The organism is Mycolicibacterium aromaticivorans JS19b1 = JCM 16368 (genome assembly GCF_000559085.1).
Lineage (GTDB): Bacteria > Actinomycetota > Actinomycetes > Mycobacteriales > Mycobacteriaceae > Mycobacterium > Mycobacterium aromaticivorans.
Genome location: NZ_JALN02000002.1, coordinates 19912 through 38033, shown reverse-complemented (window position 1 = coordinate 38033; position 18122 = coordinate 19912). Strand labels below are relative to the sequence as shown.

Annotated in this window: 14 protein-coding genes and 2 pseudogenes; 6 read left to right on the top strand and 10 right to left on the bottom strand. The window is 62.0% G+C overall.

The genetic code is table 11. The features are described from left to right. Nucleotides 1–39: 39 nt before the first annotated feature. The 5 genes and pseudogenes from Y900_RS26510 to Y900_RS26480 all read left to right on the top strand — a co-directional run bounded on the left by Y900_RS26510 (nucleotide 40) and on the right by Y900_RS26480 (nucleotide 7192). Nucleotides 40–1179 (top strand): annotated as a pseudogene (locus tag Y900_RS26510) (IS3 family transposase). Between the two features lie 204 nt (nucleotides 1180–1383). Continuing rightward, nucleotides 1384–2361, top strand: a complete 978-nt coding sequence (locus tag Y900_RS26505; RefSeq protein ID WP_036348160.1) for a dihydrodipicolinate synthase family protein — start codon at nucleotides 1384–1386, stop codon at nucleotides 2359–2361. Further along, entirely contained in the window at nucleotides 2361–3365 is a 1005-nt protein-coding gene (locus Y900_RS26500) for a ketopantoate reductase family protein (protein WP_036348157.1), read from the top strand. Before Y900_RS26505 ends, Y900_RS26500 begins: the two co-directional genes overlap by 1 nt. A 1340-nt stretch (nucleotides 3366–4705) precedes the next feature. Beyond that, nucleotides 4706–5845: pseudogene (locus Y900_RS26485) on the top strand (IS3 family transposase). 414 nt (nucleotides 5846–6259) lie between these two features. After that, nucleotides 6260–7192, top strand: coding sequence for an AraC family transcriptional regulator (locus tag Y900_RS26480; protein WP_237752731.1), 933 nt, complete (start codon nucleotides 6260–6262; stop codon nucleotides 7190–7192). Nucleotides 7193–7536: 344 nt separating this feature from the next. On the opposite strand, the gene Y900_RS26475 is transcribed toward Y900_RS26480, so the two are convergent. Beyond that, on the bottom strand, nucleotides 7537–8109 hold the full coding sequence (locus tag Y900_RS26475; protein ID WP_051660547.1) for a TetR/AcrR family transcriptional regulator: 573 nt from the start codon (nucleotides 8107–8109) through the stop codon (nucleotides 7537–7539). A 243-nt stretch (nucleotides 8110–8352) separates the two neighbouring features. Here Y900_RS26475 and Y900_RS26465 point away from each other — a divergent pair. Continuing rightward, nucleotides 8353–9581 (top strand): IS3 family transposase gene (locus Y900_RS26465; protein WP_085977995.1). Its coding sequence is split into 2 segments (ribosomal slippage): nucleotides 8353–8665 and nucleotides 8665–9581, totalling 1230 coding nucleotides; the frame shifts between segments, so codons are not numbered across the junction. Between the two features lie 304 nt (nucleotides 9582–9885). On the opposite strand, the gene Y900_RS31180 is transcribed toward Y900_RS26465, so the two are convergent. From Y900_RS31180 to Y900_RS26425, 9 genes are all read right to left on the bottom strand, one after another. Continuing rightward, nucleotides 9886–10095: a ferredoxin gene (locus Y900_RS31180; protein WP_081845367.1), complete on the bottom strand. Its 210-nt coding sequence runs from the start codon at nucleotides 10093–10095 to the stop codon at nucleotides 9886–9888. Nucleotides 10096–10260: 165 nt separating this feature from the next. Further along, the gene (locus Y900_RS26460; RefSeq protein WP_011559095.1) at nucleotides 10261–10479 is read right to left on the bottom strand and encodes a hypothetical protein; all 219 of its coding nucleotides are present in this window, start codon (nucleotides 10477–10479) and stop codon (nucleotides 10261–10263) included. Nucleotides 10480–10527: 48 nt separating this feature from the next. Beyond that, entirely contained in the window at nucleotides 10528–11046 is a 519-nt protein-coding gene (locus Y900_RS26455) for an aromatic-ring-hydroxylating dioxygenase subunit beta (RefSeq protein ID WP_036348144.1), read from the bottom strand. Between the two features lie 64 nt (nucleotides 11047–11110). Further along, nucleotides 11111–12511, bottom strand: coding sequence for a Rieske 2Fe-2S domain-containing protein (locus Y900_RS26450; protein ID WP_036348141.1), 1401 nt, complete (start codon nucleotides 12509–12511; stop codon nucleotides 11111–11113). A 72-nt stretch (nucleotides 12512–12583) separates the two neighbouring features. After that, nucleotides 12584–13474: a VOC family protein gene (locus tag Y900_RS26445; protein WP_036348138.1), complete on the bottom strand. Its 891-nt coding sequence runs from the start codon at nucleotides 13472–13474 to the stop codon at nucleotides 12584–12586. Nucleotides 13475–13486: 12 nt separating this feature from the next. Further along, nucleotides 13487–14338, bottom strand: coding sequence for a 3-(cis-5,6-dihydroxycyclohexa-1,3-dien-1-yl)propanoate dehydrogenase (hcaB, locus tag Y900_RS26440; RefSeq protein WP_122963548.1), 852 nt, complete (start codon nucleotides 14336–14338; stop codon nucleotides 13487–13489). A gap of 236 nt (nucleotides 14339–14574) precedes the next feature. Beyond that, a complete protein-coding gene (gene phtC, locus Y900_RS26435; RefSeq protein ID WP_036348132.1) occupies nucleotides 14575–15354 on the bottom strand; it encodes a 3,4-dihydroxyphthalate decarboxylase in 780 nt (259 codons plus the stop codon). Between the two features lie 536 nt (nucleotides 15355–15890). Next, nucleotides 15891–16844: a DODA-type extradiol aromatic ring-opening family dioxygenase gene (locus tag Y900_RS26430; RefSeq protein WP_036348129.1), complete on the bottom strand. Its 954-nt coding sequence runs from the start codon at nucleotides 16842–16844 to the stop codon at nucleotides 15891–15893. Between the two features lie 19 nt (nucleotides 16845–16863). Further along, entirely contained in the window at nucleotides 16864–18093 is a 1230-nt protein-coding gene (locus Y900_RS26425; protein WP_036348126.1) for a Gfo/Idh/MocA family protein, read from the bottom strand. Nucleotides 18094–18122: the final 29 nt, after the last annotated feature.

Sequence of the window (18122 nt, the reverse complement as noted above, 5' to 3'; positions counted from 1 at the left end):
TGTTGCCCGAGTGTTTGGGCAGGAAGAATCAACAACGACATGGCATCGAACAAGCGCCGGCGGCACACGCCGGATCAGATCATCCGCAAGCTCGCCGAGGGCAACAAGCTCCTCGCTTCGGGGCAGGAACTCAACGAGGTGTGCCGACACCTGCAGATCGCCGAATCGACGTGGCATCGCTGGATTGCCCAGTACGGCGGCATGAAGGCCAACGAGGCGAAACGGCTCAAAGAGCTCGAGGCCGAGAACGCCCGGCTCAAGAAGCTGGTCGCCAACCAGGCCCTCGACATCGACATGCTCAAGGAGATCTCGGCGGGAAACTTCTGACCCCGAACCGCAAGCGCAGCGCCGTCACGGCGCTGCGCGACCGGTTCGGGGTGTCTGAACGCCGCGCCTGCACCGTCGTGGGCATCCACCGTTCCACGATGCGCCTGACGCCACCGCCGATCACCGATGAGGAGGCCGAGTTGCGGGCCTGGCTGCGGCCGGTTCTCCACGGAGCGGCCGCGCTGGGGGTGGCGACGGGCAGCCAAGATGGCCCGTCGAGCGGGCTGGCAGGTCAACAACAAGCGCATTCGCCGACTGTGGCGCGACGAGGGCCTGCGGGTTCCGCAGCGCCGCAAGAAGAAGCGTTTGACCGGTATCGGTGTCGCCGTGGGCGCGATGTCACCGATTCGTCCGAACGTGATCTGGGCGATGGACTTTCAATTCGATACGACCGCCGAGGGCCGCACCTTGAAGATGTTGAACGTGATCGACGAGTTCACCCGTGAAGCACTGGCGATCGAGGTTGACCGGGCCTTCGATGCCGACGGTGTGGTCGATGTGCTGGATCGCCTGGCCCTCGCTCACGGCGCGCCGCACTACGTGCGCTTCGACAACGGGCCTGAGTTCGTAGCGCACGCCGTGCACGATTGGTGCCGATTCAACGGCACCGGTTCACTTTTCATCGATCCTGGCTCGCCGTGGCAGAACGCTTGGATCGAGTCGTTTAACGGCCGGCTGCGTGATGAACTGCTCAACTCGTGGCGCTTCGACTCCCTGCTGGAAGCCCGTGTGATCATCGAAGACTGGCGCTGTGACTACAACGCCAACAGGCCCCACTCCGCCCACGGCGAACTCACCCCAGCCGAGTTCGCTCTACAGTGGACCACGACCCACCAACCCCAAGTCGCATAGCGACTGGACCATCAAACGGGTCCCCCTCACCCACTTGTTGGGCGCGAATCGGAGTCCCCACAGCGTTTACAGGATAGACGCGGAATGTCTTCTGGGTCCAAGGTTGGCGACGATGTTACTTACGCTGGAGTTCGCTGGAAGACGCCGATACTCGGTCTGCCTGAACTTCAACTGGCGAATTATCACCTAGGAGTTGCTAACAACATGACCGTCACGACAAAGGTCGGACAGGATGCCAGGGCTTGGGCTACCGACAATCTCCGAGGCTTCTATATGTGTCCCGTCACGCCCCTCACCGACGAGTTCGAGCTGGACGAAGAAGGCCTGCGGCAGAATATCGACGCGTTTGTGGAGATGGGCTGTACCGGCCTCGTTGTCGGCGGGTTCTTCGCCGAGGGATGGAACATGACATTGGCCGAATGGCGCCGCTACCATGAGGTAGTCGCCAATGCGACTGCCGGAAGGCTGCCGCTGTTTACGATCATTTTGGACTCGTCGGCTTTCCAGGCGATTGAAAAAATGCGCTTCGCGGAATCGCTCGGCTTCACCGGTGCCGAGATCATGAACCCATCGGTGCAACTCAAGACCGACGACGACGTTGTTGCGTACTTCGACTTCGTGGCGCCCGCCACTGGGCTGGCGCTGGTCCTCTACCGCACGCCGGTATCCAGTTTCGTATACAGTCACGACGCTGTCGCTCGGATCGCCGAGCACTCCAACGTTGTCGGGATCAAGAATGGCACCTTGAGCTGGACCGATAGCATCGCCCTACGCCGCAAAGTCGGGGACCGTCTTGTGATCAGCGAGCCGAACGAGCGTTATTGGGCTCATGACGCTGCGCTCTTCGGGGGCCGAGTCCTTTACGGGGAGCTCTCCCTGATCCTTTACGGAAAGTGGCGGCAGCAACTGCACCACTACACTGACCTTGCGTTTGCTGGTCACCTGGCGGGAGCGCTGCCTGTGTCGGCGAAGCTGGACGCGATCCGTCAGGTGTACGACGAGGTGCTCATCGGCCGCATCGCGGCTACAGGTTCCTACGTCGCGGCCATGCCCTATCTGAAGGCGTGGTTCGAGCTGCTGGGGCTGCGCGCGGGCCCGGTGCGGCCGCCCGTCAAAGCCCGACTGTCTGGTCTGGAGCGGGATGTTCTGCAGGAGCAACTGACGGCCGCAGGGGCAATTTGATGCGCATGTTGATCCTGGGTGCTGGCGGGCTCGGTTCGATCCTGGGTGGCTATTTGGCGAACATTGGGGTGGAAGTCACTCTGGTCGGCAGACCGGCGCACACCGAGGCCATCACGCGCGACGGCCTGCGGATCACTGGCCGCCGGGGCGACCTGGTCATCAAGGACAACTTGAGGGCAGTCGACCAGACGGCCAAAGCCACTGGTCACTTCGATTACCTGGTCTTGGCGGTGAAAGGCAAAGACACCGCGCAGGCCCTAGCCGACGCCGCCGGGTTACGCGATGTCGTGAGCAGTGCGTTGTCAGTGCAGAACACCGTCGAGAAGGACGCAACGCTCGCCGGGTGGCTTGGGCCGGACCGGGTGATCGGAGCTTCCACCATCGAGGGCGGTACCTTGCTCGAACCGGGCCTTGTACGGAATCACCTGACGGCCGAGGTGACCGCTTACTTCGGCGAACTTGACGGATCATCCAGTGCGCGCGTCGACGACTTGACGACTGCATTCACCGCCGCTGGCCTTCCTGCAGTGGCGGTGGGCAACATCGAGCAGGTGGAGTGGGAAAAGCTGGCCCAGATCGCGCTGGCGGCCGCGTGGTCGGTCACAGCGCTGGGCGCGATCCCCGGCACCTCGGTCTTCGAGGGCATGGAGGTGCCCGAGGGAGCGAAGTACTTCGTCGCGCTGGCGAAAGACCTTATGGCGGTCTACCGGGCGATGGGGTACGAGCCGATGAACTTCTACGCGCCTTTGTCGCGGTTGAAGGAACTCGACGCCCTCCCGACCGCAGAGGCGATCAAGTTCGTCATTCGGCAGGGCAAAACAATGCGCGAACAAGGAAACTCGGGCCATCCCTCGATGTACGAAGATGTTCTGCGACGACGTAAGACCGAGGTCGACTTCATGCTGAAGCCTTACCTCGCCGCCGCTGAAGAACTAGCCCTTGATGTGCCGACACTGCGAGTCGCGTACCAGATCATCAAAACCATCGACCGATTCCTGGCCTAGCCGCCGATGCGATTCGATGATCTTTCGATAGGTGTCTCGGCGAGGTCGCGATAGCGCACATCGACGAGGTCTGTGGCATGCCGTAGGAGACCCCTCGGTCGGCTTGCGTGGCTGGCGATCCAGAGCCCTTCACGGTGCGAGATGCGGCGGACCTGGCAGGTCGGATGATCGCCAGGTTAGCCTCTTTCCCTTTGGTTGAGTCGGCCCGTGGCGCGGTGCCCGGTGTTGCCATCAGTCCGTTTCCCCAGGCCGCTCTCCGAACCCGGCGTGCGTGTTTCCACGCAGCGGGCTCTCCACGGCATCTAGGCGGGTCTGCCACCGTCCAGGGTGGTGCCGCGGTAGCGGTACCGCGTGATGGGTACCGAGGCCAGGTTGAACAGTTCGATCCTGTCCGCCGAAGGTCTGGTCCACCGGCCATGCAGACCGGTGAGATGTCGGCGGATGTCTCGTCCATTCCAGCGGTGCAGTATCCGGAACCAGCGAATCACTCTGTGTCACAAGATGTTCCGGGGAGCTCATGGTGTGTTTGGCTACCGATGCCGGGAGTAGACCAGCCGCGCATGATCTGGTTGAGCCGGATCAGCACAGCCCTGGGTGGTTGCTGCGATAATCTGCTCGTCAGGGCCACGAACCCTGTCCTTCAGGGACCGGATCGGCCGGCCGGCGATTAAGGTGTAGACGTACCACTTGTTCGTGCCCTTCTTACGTTTTCACAGGATGCGGAAGTCGAGGAAGTTGAACCTGTCGCGCATCTGCATGATCTGGGTCTTGGCCTCGGAAAGCCGCAACCCCAGTGGAGGCAGCGCATCGGTAATGTCTTCGCCGAAGGCTTCGACGTCCGCCTGGTTGCCATGTACGAGAATGAGGAAATCGTCGGCGTCGCGGACGATTCGCCATCTCGGCAGGCCATGGACGCGGAGCCGACTGCGCAGATAGGCCCGTGGACATCGCCCCGCCCGGCTCCCAAGGCTTGTGCAGGTAGGTGCTCGTCGAGAACCGACAAGCCGATGTTGGCCAACAGCGGGAACAAGATGCCGCCCTGCGCGTCTGGGTGTGGGTGTCCTCGCCGTCGCCGGGTCTGGGGATGATACGTTCCCGTACCGGTAGCGGGCGGAACGAACCAGACATCAGCTGGGCTCGTAGGTCGATCAGGAACCTGGCCGCACCGACGGTGTCCTCCATCGTCACGACGGCCATGCCGTCCACGCCAGGAGTCTGCGCACCGGTGTTTGAGTTGACGATCAGCTACCCGCACTTGACTGAGGTGAGCCCGTCGTAGTGGTCCAGTCGTTGTGGGACTCTGTTGCCCGAGTGTTTGGGCAGGAAGAATCAACAACGACATGGCATCGAACAAGCGCCGGCGGCACACGCCGGATCAGATCATCCGCAAGCTCGCCGAGGGCAACAAGCTCCTCGCTTCGGGGCAGGAACTCAACGAGGTGTGCCGACACCTGCAGATCGCCGAATCGACGTGGCATCGCTGGATTGCCCAGTACGGCGGCATGAAGGCCAACGAGGCGAAACGGCTCAAAGAGCTCGAGGCCGAGAACGCCCGGCTCAAGAAGCTGGTCGCCAACCAGGCCCTCGACATCGACATGCTCAAGGAGATCTCGGCGGGAAACTTCTGACCCCGAACCGCAAGCGCAGCGCCGTCACGGCGCTGCGCGACCGGTTCGGGGTGTCTGAACGCCGCGCCTGCACCGTCGTGGGCATCCACCGTTCCACGATGCGCCTGACGCCACCGCCGATCACCGATGAGGAGGCCGAGTTGCGGGCCTGGCTGCGGCCGGTTCTCCACGGAGCGGCCGCGCTGGGGGTGGCGACGGGCAGCCAAGATGGCCCGTCGAGCGGGCTGGCAGGTCAACAACAAGCGCATTCGCCGACTGTGGCGCGACGAGGGCCTGCGGGTTCCGCAGCGCCGCAAGAAGAAGCGTTTGACCGGTATCGGTGTCGCCGTGGGCGCGATGTCACCGATTCGTCCGAACGTGATCTGGGCGATGGACTTTCAATTCGATACGACCGCCGAGGGCCGCACCTTGAAGATGTTGAACGTGATCGACGAGTTCACCCGTGAAGCACTGGCGATCGAGGTTGACCGGGCCTTCGATGCCGACGGTGTGGTCGATGTGCTGGATCGCCTGGCCCTCGCTCACGGCGCGCCGCACTACGTGCGCTTCGACAACGGGCCTGAGTTCGTAGCGCACGCCGTGCACGATTGGTGCCGATTCAACGGCACCGGTTCACTTTTCATCGATCCTGGCTCGCCGTGGCAGAACGCTTGGATCGAGTCGTTTAACGGCCGGCTGCGTGATGAACTGCTCAACTCGTGGCGCTTCGACTCCCTGCTGGAAGCCCGTGTGATCATCGAAGACTGGCGCTGTGACTACAACGCCAACAGGCCCCACTCCGCCCACGGCGAACTCACCCCAGCCGAGTTCGCTCTACAGTGGACCACGACCCACCAACCCCAAGTCGCATAGCGACTGGACCATCAAACGGGTCCCCCTCATGACCCCAAACCCGTTCAGCGCGTCGGCGGCGACCTGTGATGCAGCCAGCCCGAAGCTGTCAGCCTGCTTCTGCGGCCGGATCCGAGTTTCGATGAGCACTCCGTCACGCGGCGAAAGGCAGTCCGAAATGTCCACAAGAAACGTTCTCTGCTGGACAGAAATTCCATGGATTAGTATGGTTAGGTGCGCGCTGCGCTGTGACGTGGCACACTGCGTCCTCAGCCAGACCTTCGTCCGTGTCCGAGGGAGCGACAAGCCGTCTGGAAGGCGGAACTAGTTTTTTGCGCAGCAGGAAAGCAACGAGGTGGTGACTTAACAATGCCGACAGAGTTAGAGGTCACGGAATCATACTTCAGTCGACAGAAGACAGTATGTACCCAACAGTTGAGCGCGGCCGAGCACCTCGCTTCGCAGATCTTCACGCCGCACCATCTCCGATTCTCCCGGCGCGGCCAGCGGTTGAACGCCCGGCTCGTTGCCGCACGAATCGGTGCCGTGACAGTCGGTTATCTTCGGTATGGCGCAGATGTCGAACTCGTCAATTCGACTGCGCTGGATGACTACCACATCAACGTTCCCCTCACCAGCCACGCCGAGTCGTGGTGCGGCGCAGCCACCGCTCAAGCGACACCCACGCAGGCGGCTGTGTTCCTGCCGGGCCGCCCTGCTGGCATCGAGTGGGCCGCCGACTGTGCCCAGCTATGCGTGAAGTTCAGCCGGGCAGATTTGGAACTCGAACTCGAGGGCCTGCTTGGACGACCCGCAGTGAGGCCGCTGAACATCACGCATAGCATGAACCTCACCGCAGAGAGCAGTCGCACCTGGCTTGCGCTGCTATCGCTCTTGTATCGGGAGTTCTCTCGCCCACAGAGCATCGTGCAACATCCGATGACCGGGCGACACTTCGAACACTTGCTAATGCATGGATTTCTACTCGCCCAACCTCACTACCAGGCCATGGCGCTAGATGCCGAGCAACAAGCGGCACCGCCGCCGAAAGTGGTCAGGACAGCACTCGACTTGATTGAGGAGCATCCCGAATGGAGTTGGACGACAACCGATCTTGCTCGCGAGGTTGGTATCGGGGTCCGTGCTCTCCAAGAGGGCTTCAAGAGGCACGTGGGGCTTCCCCCGCTGACGTATCTGCGCGAAGTCCGGCTAAATCGTGCACACGCAGAACTGGCGGCATCGTCTGCGGGCGACGTCACTGTCGCCCACATAGCGATGAAGTGGGGCTTTGGTCATCTAGGCCGCTTCGGTACAGCCTATCGGCGCAAGTTCGGCGTCACTCCGCAACACACCCTACGCGCGACCTGAACATTGCCTCCAAACAGCTCTGCCCGCGGTTTGTTCGGACGGCCGAGGTGGGTCTCGCGACGATAGCGACTCCCGTTACCGAGACTCAGCACGGGGAACACGCAAACCACACCTGCGCGAAATCGCCCGGCTCTACGGCCGGCTCATCAGTGCAGGCGACATAGGCCACCTGGCCCAGGTCGGCACGAACGCCAACGAATCCCTGGCGCAGGACACTCGGTCATCGCAGCGAAGCATAGCCCTGGATGGGCCGTAACCACCGCCGCTGACCTTATCCAGGTCCGTTCTCAGCTCGGATTCCTGTCGAGCAGACCGTTCTCTAGACCGTTGTGGCGCTTTTTCCTTCATAGCGAGGGCGGGCTGCGGGTCAGGCCGCGTAGCAGCACGTCGTCCACTAGCGCGCGGACAGTCTCGGCAGTGGGCGGGCGGCGCGAGAACAGGTATCGGAACAGAAGGTATCCGGGCAATAGGTCGCAGACTTCGTCGACGATCACGCGAGAGTCCACATCTCCTCTGTCGGCAGCGTCAACGAGTGCGTCAGCTACCAGCAACTTGGGCCGATGGACGAACGCGTCCTCCAGAGCTGCACCCAACGCGGGATTGCGCGAAACTTCAGTCAACGCTGCCCGCACCGTGCTGGCGTGCTGACCTGACTGATCACAGAACCAATCGCCGATCTGCAGCAGGTCACTGCGCAGTGAACCGCTGTGCGGCGGTGCCTCTCTCGCCCGAGTGCCTTCAACGAATGCCGCTAGCACTAGCTCAGCTTTAGACGGCCAACGGCGATATATGGTGGCTTTGCTGGACTTAGCGTCTGCCGCCACTGCTTCCACAGTCAACCCGTCGTATCCATGCTGCTGCAGCAAACGTAGTGTTACCGCTAAAAACTCTGCCTCACGCGCGGTCCAGCGCGACATCGACGTCCTCACCGGAGACTGCGGGGCGACTCAGTGAGCACGTCCCGATATTACCGACACCAATCCCCGAAGCGCCGAATTCGCACGGCCTATGCGGGGAACAGAATGGACGGCTTGCCGTCCGACGGCGCCGAGATTGCTGGCGACACCAAGATCTGAACCCCACCGTCCGGGACTTGACCCCGTGTGTTGGACACGCTCAATCCCAGGAATGTGCTGGGGGAAGCGAGATGATCCAACCCGATGGCAAGGAAAAATTACCCCGATGAGTTCAAGCGTGACGCGGTCGCGCTCTACCGGGACACCGAGGGCGCGACGATCGCCCAGATCGCTGCCGAGCTCGGTGTCAGCGAGGCCACGCTCTCGGCGTGGTGCAAGTCGGCCGGGGTGCCGATTCGGCACCGCCGCGGTGTCGTAGTGGCCGAGCCTGTGCTAGGGGCCGAGAGCCCTGAGCAGGAGCTGGCCCGCCTCCGCAGTGAGGTCAAGGCGTTACGCGCCACCGAGGCGCGGTTGTCCACCGAGCGTGACATCTTGCGGTCGGCGGCCAAATATTTCGCCGGGGAGACGAACTGGTGAGCCGCTTTCAGTTTGTCGCCGACCACCTGCACGCCTTCGAGGTGAAGTGGCTCTGCGCAGTCGTCGAGGTTGCGCGTTCGTCGTTCTACGCGTGGTTGGCCGGTGCTGACGGACGAGCGGCCCGTCGGGCTGCTGACGAGGCGCTGGCCGAGCGTATCCGCGCCGTCCACGACGAGGACAACACCTACGGGGCGCCGCGGATCACCGCCGAGCTCAACGACGGTGCGCCCGAGGGGCAGCGGGTCAACCACAAGCGGGTGGCTCGGGTGATGCGCGGCGCCGGGATCGCCGGTTATCGACGCCGACGTCGGGTCAAGACGACCGTGGCGGACCCGGCGAACCAGAAGGTCCCCGACCTGCTCAAACGCGATTTCACCGCCGCGCAGGTCAACACCCGTTACGTCGGCGACATCACCTACTTGCCATTGGCGACCGGCGCCAACCTGTACCTGGCCACCGTGATCGACTGCTGTTCACGGCGGGTCGCCGGGTGGGCGATCGCCGATCACATGCGCACCGAACTGGTCATCGATGCGCTCAAAGCCGCTGCTGCACTGCGGGGTTCACTGGCTGGTGCAATATTCCATGCAGATCATGGAAGTCAGTACACCTCACGGGATTTCGCGAATCTCTGCCGCGATCTGGGGGTCGTCCAGTCGATGGGTGCGGTGGGGTCAAGTGCCGATAACGCGTTGGCCGAATCGTTCAACGCCGCCCTCAAGCGCGAGATTCTGCAAGACCGTGCCTGCTGGCCGGACGCGGCGATCTGCCGCCGTGAGGTCTTTCGGTGGCTGGCCCGCTACAACACCACACGACGGCACTCCTACTGCCGTCATTCCAGCCCCGCGACCTACGAAAGGAACCTGACACCGGCTACGCTGCCCGAAGCCGCATAACCACAAATCCCGTGTCCACTACATGGGGGCAAGGCCCTCCCGCCTACTGCGCCGCCTGCGCGCTCGGCGGGGCTGATGGAGCTCAGAACTATCCACTCGCGTGTGCCGGTGGCCAAGCGGGCTCGAGGCGCCCCGATTGGTGTATCGATCTCGAGGTTGGCATAAGCCGACGGCAACTCCTGTGAACTGTGAACAGTCATCGACGCTGACGGCGTCGGTCGGGTTGCGCTTGACGGTGAGGAGCGGTCGTAGGCAGGCTCTGCCGCGAGCCCGCCAGCCCGCCAGCCCGGGCTGTTGTCCTGTGTCATTGCTGGAGTCCGGCAGCGCGGATGGCGATCGCCCCCGACGGGCATTGGTGCGCAGCTGCGCGGGCCGCGACCTCTAGACCAGCCGGAATGTCGCCCATCACTGATTCCGCCTTCCCGGCCGAGTTTATCGCAAATACACCTGGCGCGACGTCCACGCACAACTGGTAGCCGCAGCACCGACGTGGATCGACTTCCGCATGGATCACTTGTCCACTCCTCACTTAAGTGCACCCCTCCACCGCGATGGATCGAGCGGAGGACCAAGGCACGCCGCCGCGCAGCACCTGCAGTTGTCATCACAGACGTCCTTTCACGATTGGGGAAAGGGCGTCAAGTAGGAAACGATCCCCTGCTCACTGACGTGCGCGAGGTCAATGGCCAGGACCGTACGGGTCCTCGAGAAACCGCGAAAGGCTTTCCTTGGTCTGCCATGACAAACTCTCAAGTTCCAACGGGTCGAGCTGAATTCGGAAGCCGAGGCGGGGGCTGGCAATCTCCAACCGCTCTCCATTGCGGGTAAAGATTTTGTCGACGGTGACGACGGCGAACTCGTTCGCGATGGTCGTCGCCGCACCGTGGTCGCCGGTCACGACTGTACCTTTCTAGGTTTTAAGTAATGCAAGCTCAACGTCGCCCCGTTAGAAGAAGTTAGCCAGATTGTGGGTGCCGACAACGGCATGATCAAGCACTACCCGTCGGCTCGCTAACCGCAGGCCCATCTCACTGCGGCGGATGACATCGTGGCGCTCCGCAGAGATGAGGTCGTGCTGCGGACTGTCCCCCCTGTTGCGGAACACGAGAAGGTTGGAGCGGACATCGTATTCGTCCGTCCCTGCGCCGGGGCGTACCCGCACATTCGACACGTGGTGTCGGATCCGTGAGGGCGGATCTTCTGCCCATGCGTATTCGGTGTCCAGACGTAGCACCCGCAGCTGCAAGCCTGCGTAGTCGTCATCCCAGTGGGTCATGGTCGTCGAATTTCCGTCGCCGTTGGCGCGTTCTCTGCTCACGCGCACCGGGATGATGTAGTGGATATCTTCGGCGCACAGTTCTAGCCAGTCGTGAAACCGGCCGTCGTTCAGCAGCTCCGCCTCTTCGAACAGAAAGTTCTCCATCTCGCAGCGGAGCAGAAGCTGTTGCTCGACCGTCGCTACCATGGCACACCATCCTTTATGACTTGGTTGATTGTGGTTGTGAGACAAGCAGGTGCCTGATGCCTCATCAGGCGACCTCGTCTGCATTGGTCCGAGATTGCGCGAGTAGTTGGGGTTTGGGCTCGGTTTCGCTGGCGTCATCGCCTGAGTCGGTGAGTAACTCCAACAGGCGACCCCAGAATTCGCGTTGGTTACGCTCCGCGTACCCGCTGGACAGGGGACGACCGGGCCCCTTCCACGTGTCGTCGCTGGTCAGCACACCCATGCCCATCTCGAAGTTGAGTGTCTGGCTGCCTGCGAGAATGCCTTGCGTTCCCGCAGTGATGGAGCGCCAAGTCTCGGCGTCGTCCTGTTCGAACACACCGGAGATGCCGAACGTTCGTACGTAGGTCTCATACGACTGCTGTTTGAACTCTTCGTCGGCATCCTTCTCGACGAGAAACCACGACCAGACTTCCATCGTGTCGTGTGACAGTGGACGCCACAGCCGGAATGTCAACATCGGCACTGGCATTGACTTGTTGTCCTTACCGATGAGGACGTTGAGGAACGACAGGTTGGGAAAGACCGTGCCGTGAATGAAGGCCGAACGCTGAAGCATGTCTGCGCGGTCCTGATCGCCGTAAGCCGCTGCGAGTCCATCGACGATCTCGGGTGGATAGTTCATAAAGGGCGGCATCGGTTGCCCGGGCGGCGCCCCGAGGACGCCGAGGCCGTGACCGTTGGAGAGACTGATATGCGCCGGCTCCGACGCGAATTTCGGATCGGGCGGAGCCAGACCGAGCTCGACCGCCGATCGGTGCGTCATCAACGTGTGGTAGGCGTCCCCGACAAAGTTGTCCGCGCCGAGCTTCCAGTTGGAGTCGATGATCCAACGCTGGGGCTCACCCCGCACCTCCAGTCCACCCTTGGACTTCTGGGTGATCAGGTCCAGATACCACGCCATATCGCCCAAATAATCAACGAGAGGTTCTGCCTTCTCGTCCAGGCAACCGAATATCATTCCGCGGTAGTTCTCGAGGCGCGGAACCTGGGTAAGACTCCACTCGTTCTTGTCCATCTCGACCCCATAGACCTCTTTTTGTGCGGGTACACCCGCCAGAGTTCCGGTATTGCGGTAGGTCCAGCCGTGATAGGGGCAGCGGAAGTGCGAAGTGTTGCCCATCTCCGTGCGGCACAGCATTGTTCCGCGGTGCCGACACGAGTTCGCCATGGCGCGCACTTCGCCGTCTTCGCCGCGGACAACGATGATCGAACCGCCACCCAGATATCGGACCACGTAATCCCCTGCCTGGGGGATCTCCGTCTCGTGGGCCAGGAATTGCCAGCACCGGCCGAAGACTCGCTGAGCTTCGAGCTTGTGGAGTTCTGCGTTGGCGACCAGCCCGGCGGGCAGACGGCCCTTAGCAAGGCCTTCTTGGCCCGCCGCTACCAGTTGCTGAATGTCGTTCTTACCGACAATAGACATGTACTTCTCCTACGTTTCTTGGATTGGGCTGCGTAATGTTCTCTTGGACAGATGTTTTCGTGATTGCGGCGTTCATGTTGTTGCGGCTTCGAGTGCGCCTGGTGGTGTTTGGGCGACCATCTGGTGGCCCCACACACTGGGTCGGTCGTACTGAGCGACTGTCCAGGTTTCCTCGTCGACGGTGACCGCATCCCAGCCGTACTCGAGGTCAAACCCGCTCGGTGTGCGCACGTAAAACGACACCATCCGATCGTTGACATGGCGCCCCAACGTCATGCTCAGCGGAATGTTGCGCGACATGCACAGGTCATAAGCCATGCCCACGTCATCAAAACTTTGCACCTCCACCATCACGTGGTGCAGTCCCCGCACACCCGGCATCGGAGTCAACGCGATGCTGTGATGGCGCGGGTTGCAGTGGTAGAACCACAGATCCATGAAGGTGTAAATCTCATCGCTCTTCTTAAACCCCAACACCCCCCGCAAAAACCGGTCGGCCTGCGCAAGGTCCGGCGTCGCCAGCACCACATGACCCAACCCCTGCGCACCGGTGACGAACCCCGACATCGCACGACCGGGCCGGAAGGAACCCGGCACCACCTTCTGACCGTAAAACAACTCATGACGCAACCCCGAAGGATCCGACAGCGTCAAAAAGCCCAACACCCCGCGGGCTGCGCAGTCCTCCTCGGTTCCCACCTCAAACCCAATGCCCCGCTTGTGCAGCAACTCCCCGGCAGCCTCAAGCGCATCCTCGCTGCCCACATCCCAGCCCGCATACAGCATCCGGTTGCGCTCTCCGTGATGCACAGCCAAACGATGATCGGCGTCGTCGATCCGCAACAGGACCGATCCACTGGACGCCTCAACCGCCTCCATCCCCAAAACCTCCGGACCGAACGCCAACCACTCCTTCGCATCCGGAGACTCCACACCCACATAACCCAACGCTTTCACCAACATGTGTAAAACCTCCTATGTTGACCCGACGTCGATGCGCATCGCGCCGGTGGCAAGTTCCAGCCCTCCGGACGGCTGGTTGAGGCCCCGCACGCCCAAGCCGCCGTCGCTGTTGATGACGACGCCGGTCACCGCTCGCGAGTTGTCTGCAGACGCGAGTAGCAGATACAGGCCGGCGTGATCGGCGGGCTGCTGCGCGTACTGCAATGGGTTTGTAGTACTCATAATGTCGGCGATGCCGGGCACCGATGACAACACGTCCTGACCCTGGCCGAGGTCCTCGATTCCACGCAGGCCCGTTACCGTGCCGCCTGGAGCGACGCCATTCACCCTGATCTTCGGCGCCAACTCGTAGGCCAGTTCACGCACTACGCCAACGACTGCGTGCTTGGAAGCGGTGTACAGCGGGCCGCCACCGGAGGCATAGAAGCCAGAGTTGGAGACGGTGAAGATCATGCTCGGGCCATCGCTTTTGAGGAGTTCAGGAACGGCGGCCCTGGCACCAAGGAGGTAGCCCTTTACATTGACCGCGAAGATCTCATCGAAGGCGCTGCTGAGGTCGGCTCCGTCGAAACCCACCAAAGGGGCAAAGTAATCGAAGATCCCAGCGTTGCCGACGAAGACGTCGAGCTTTCCGAACGCATCGACCGTTTCGCGCACCGCCATGACGTTGTCTGCATACGACGTCACGTCACCTGTTACCGCGATGAGCCTGCCGTCGGCGTTGCCGATGGTAGCCAGGTCGCCTTCCGAGCGATCCAGGACGCCCACGCATGCGCCCTCGGCCAAGAAACGCTCGACCACGGCCAAACCGATTCCGGCTGCCCCGCCGGTCACCAGGGCGACTTGCCCGGTCAACCAACTCAAAACTATCGTCCCTCCGGTGATGCGCAATGCTCTTGTTGCTCTGCATCTGCCCACCAGCGTCCTCGCCGCTGAATGGGGGGTCTATCCGCGCAGCGCTGTCGAAGCTCCGATTCACGCGGGTCTCGATGCTCGGGCGAGGAGAGTGCGGGGGATGTCTACGCCAATGGTCCGATGGGATCGGAAGCCGCGTCCCAGACCACCCGCGGCAATGGACATAAGCGCGTGCCCGGATGTGCCTATGAGGACCTTTTCTCCGATGGGTGACACGACAAACCATGGGTTTCGAGGCGCCCCAACTCGTGACGCCACGCGATGGTCTCGTTGAAAGCGTTACCGAGATCAGGCAGCTCTGCTGCATCAGCGTCAGGCAAATCAGCCAGAGTGCCACCCGCAGAAGCGATCTGGAGCGACAAACGCGAGATCGTGTCGACGCTGATGGCCTGTAGTACGGCCCGCTCGACGGTTTCCGCAGCACTGGTGAGGCCGTGGGCCCGAAGAACGACCACCGGCCGGTCTGCCATAGCAGCAACCATTTCCTGGGCTAGTTGCCGATTGCGCACCAATACGCCTCGCCGATAGACCGGCACGCCAGCCGCGGCGAGCCGAAAACCGGGTATGTCAAACGCTCCGACAATCGGTCGGACAGCCAGACCGGCGAGATCGGCGGCGACTACCGCCTCGGGGTGCGCATGAACCACAGCATTGACATCGCGGCGGGTGCGGAGCACTTCGGTGTGCAGTGGCAATTCGTTCGGCGGCTGGTACCCATCGTCGAGTTCTCCTTTGCCGCCCGCTGTACCGTCCAACGTGACCATCCGGATGTCCTCTGCGCTGGTGAACGCGAGCCCTCGCTCGCGCGGACCACGACATCGGATCAGCAGTCGATCTCGGTCGACGCGCAGGCTGATGTGGCCGAGGATGCCTGGCGCCAAGTCGCGCGCCGCCAGGACGCGACAGGCCAGCGCGATGGCGTGTCGTTCGGTGTCTAGCCCTGCGCCCGAAGGGGTGGAGCTCATCGCCAGCTCGGGGTTTCGGTGTCGACGCCGTCCTTGACGACGACAGCGAAGTCTGCGGATGCCTTACCCAAACTGCGATGGGCGGTGCTGGCAGCGTAAATGGCCATCCGGTTCGCCTCCTTGTCCGTTCTTATGGAGCTTGGGCTGTTGAGGCCCCGAAGCAGAAGGGTATCGTTAACCACGAGCCATCACTTCCACGCAGTTAGGCGCTGTACCTAATAGCCTTACTGTATAACAGAGATCTACTCTGTAAAACAGAGACTCTGGTTTCGGTGTGGGCCTATTGTCGCCGACAGTCCGCGCAGGCGGCGCAACAACGACATTGAGACACATACCCTTTCGCGAGCGGCGTCTCGGCGGCCCACGGTTCTGCCGGTTGACTGGGCCAGAGGGTGGGCAGACATGCCCTCGTCCCAGGGTCACGGCCGACGACATCTTCCTTCGACCGTGGGGGTTCTCAGTGCAAACGTCGAGTAGGTCTGCGGATAACCCACACACCCGCCGAATCAAATTTCGCGTGCCTCACGTTCGACGCGCTAAACAGTGACTTCGCAGTTCGTCCAGGCGACGGCCATTCCCATCAGGGCGCGGGGAATGGGCTCATAGACGCTGGCCCATGGCGTGTTGCCGCCGACTGCGCCGACAGCACATATCCACGATCTCAGCTCGATGTTGCCAGAGTTGAGCAGGTCTTCGCTGGTCAGTTTGCTCAGCTCGTAGCCGTTTCCGGTAGCAAGGCACTTCAGGGTGCGGCGATCGAATTCGTCGTCGATTGAACCGTGAACGCGCGGCCCATCGTAGGCAGCCCATGGATAGCCGGCAGTGAAGTGTGAGAGCCCACCGGACGCGTAGAGACCTATCCGCTCGCCTGCGGGGCGGCGTGACCGCACGGCGTCGGCAATCGCGCGGCCGAGCGCGAAGCACCGTTTAGGCGACAACGACGGCACGTGAACGGCATTGAGGAATACCAACACCACCGGGATTTGGTGGTCTCCAAGGATATTGGCCACAATCTCGCCATGGGCGTGTGAGTGCAAGGTGGTCTCACGGAAATCGACAACGGTGGCGACGTCGAACCCCGCCTCGACGGTGTGCTCACTCAAGTCCTTACTGAGGTCGGGCGAACTTTTCCAAAACCGCGCGTCTGGCAAGAAGCGGTCAGACACTGTGAACCCCTCTCCGGTGTGGATGGCTATCTGGGGCAGTGCCGAACCGTCGAAGTTCTCGTTCTGGTCATCACCGATGATGATCAGGCAATCCAGTCGGTCTTGTCTGATGCTGTCCCGCAGCCGTTGAAGCGCGTTCTCGATGTGCGCGTAACGCGCCGCAGCGTCGTCGAATGGTTCTTCGTCTTTCCTCAGGCGAGGTGGGGTCTTACCGCGTCGCAGTGTGTAGCTCTGCCGGTTCTTTATGCGGAAGCCTTCCCACCTGGGAGGCGGGATGAAAGTGAAGGCATGCGACGACGCGTAACCGGCTACAATCTCACCCACGATTTCTCCTCATCTGAAGTCACAGCGATACCTGTTGGGAGAGAACGACTTCGCGATCTTCGTAGGCCGACTGCAGGATGGCGAAACATACTTCTAGCGTCGCGCGCCCCCAGCGACCGTCGTGCTGAACAGGGCGGTCCTCAGTGATCGCCCGATGTAGTTCAGCCAACTCTGCGGCCCTGCCCCGCATGGTGCGCGCGACCGGTATTTCCTGTAATCCGTTCTGCCCGTACACCACCAGCCCGTCGGGCGACTGCCTGATCGCGCCGCGTTCGCAGGAAACCACGGTCAGGCCGAAGTAGGGGTGGTGGATGATCTCTCCGGGGGCGGAGTAACCCCACAGCTCCTGTGACTCTTCGGTCGTCGTCGCAGCACCGTAGCGGCCCTGCTCCTTCTGAGCTTCCAGTGCGACTTCAAGGTGGTCAGGGTTCTGACTGAGCGCAGCGAAGTTGCTGGCTACACGCTGGTTGGCTTGGGGACTGCGGCGGCCGCCGTCCTCTGCCACCCACGAGTGCAACTCCGCGACGTCGAAGAAAGCTCGCGCGTCATAGACGAGCGTCGCGGAAACTCCTGATTCGAATCCGAGATGACAGGTGTATCCCCCGACGCATTTCCGGACGTCGTCCCATATTGTCGACGCACGCACTGTTCTGGCCACACCGCCGACTATCTGCCGCACGATATCGACCTGGTGAGGCCCCTGGTTGAGAACTGGCCCGCTGGTCGAGCGCAATTCCGAAGTCGGCCACGGTCGCCGATTGAAGTCATTGAAGTTCCAGGTGTTCACCATGAGCAACTCGCCGAGATCGCCACTGCGTACCAGTTCGGCCATCGCTCGCACCGGCGCGTCGAAGCTGTGTGTGTGGCCGGCCATCAGCTGCACGCCCGCTGCCTGGGCCGCCTCGACCATTGCAGTGCAATCGTCGATCGACATGGCCAACGGCTTTTCGACGATCATGTGTTTTCTGTAATGTGCGGCCATCAGGGCATGCTCCCGATGCAGCTCGGGAGGGGTGGCGATGTAGACGACGTCCACGCTTGGATCGGCACACAGTTGCTCTGCGTCGGTATAGGTGCGGCCTGCGAACTCGGTGGCGAAGCGGGCGAGCGAGTGTGATCGGGTATCCGCAGCCGCCACAACCCGATACGGCAGCGTCGACATGTCCGGGTACTGCTGGAAGATTCTGGCGACTGCCTGACCGATTCCGAGAAATCCCAGGCCTAGTTCGCGTGAAGCGACATCTGTCATGTGTGCGACCTAACTGAGGGCTATTGGAC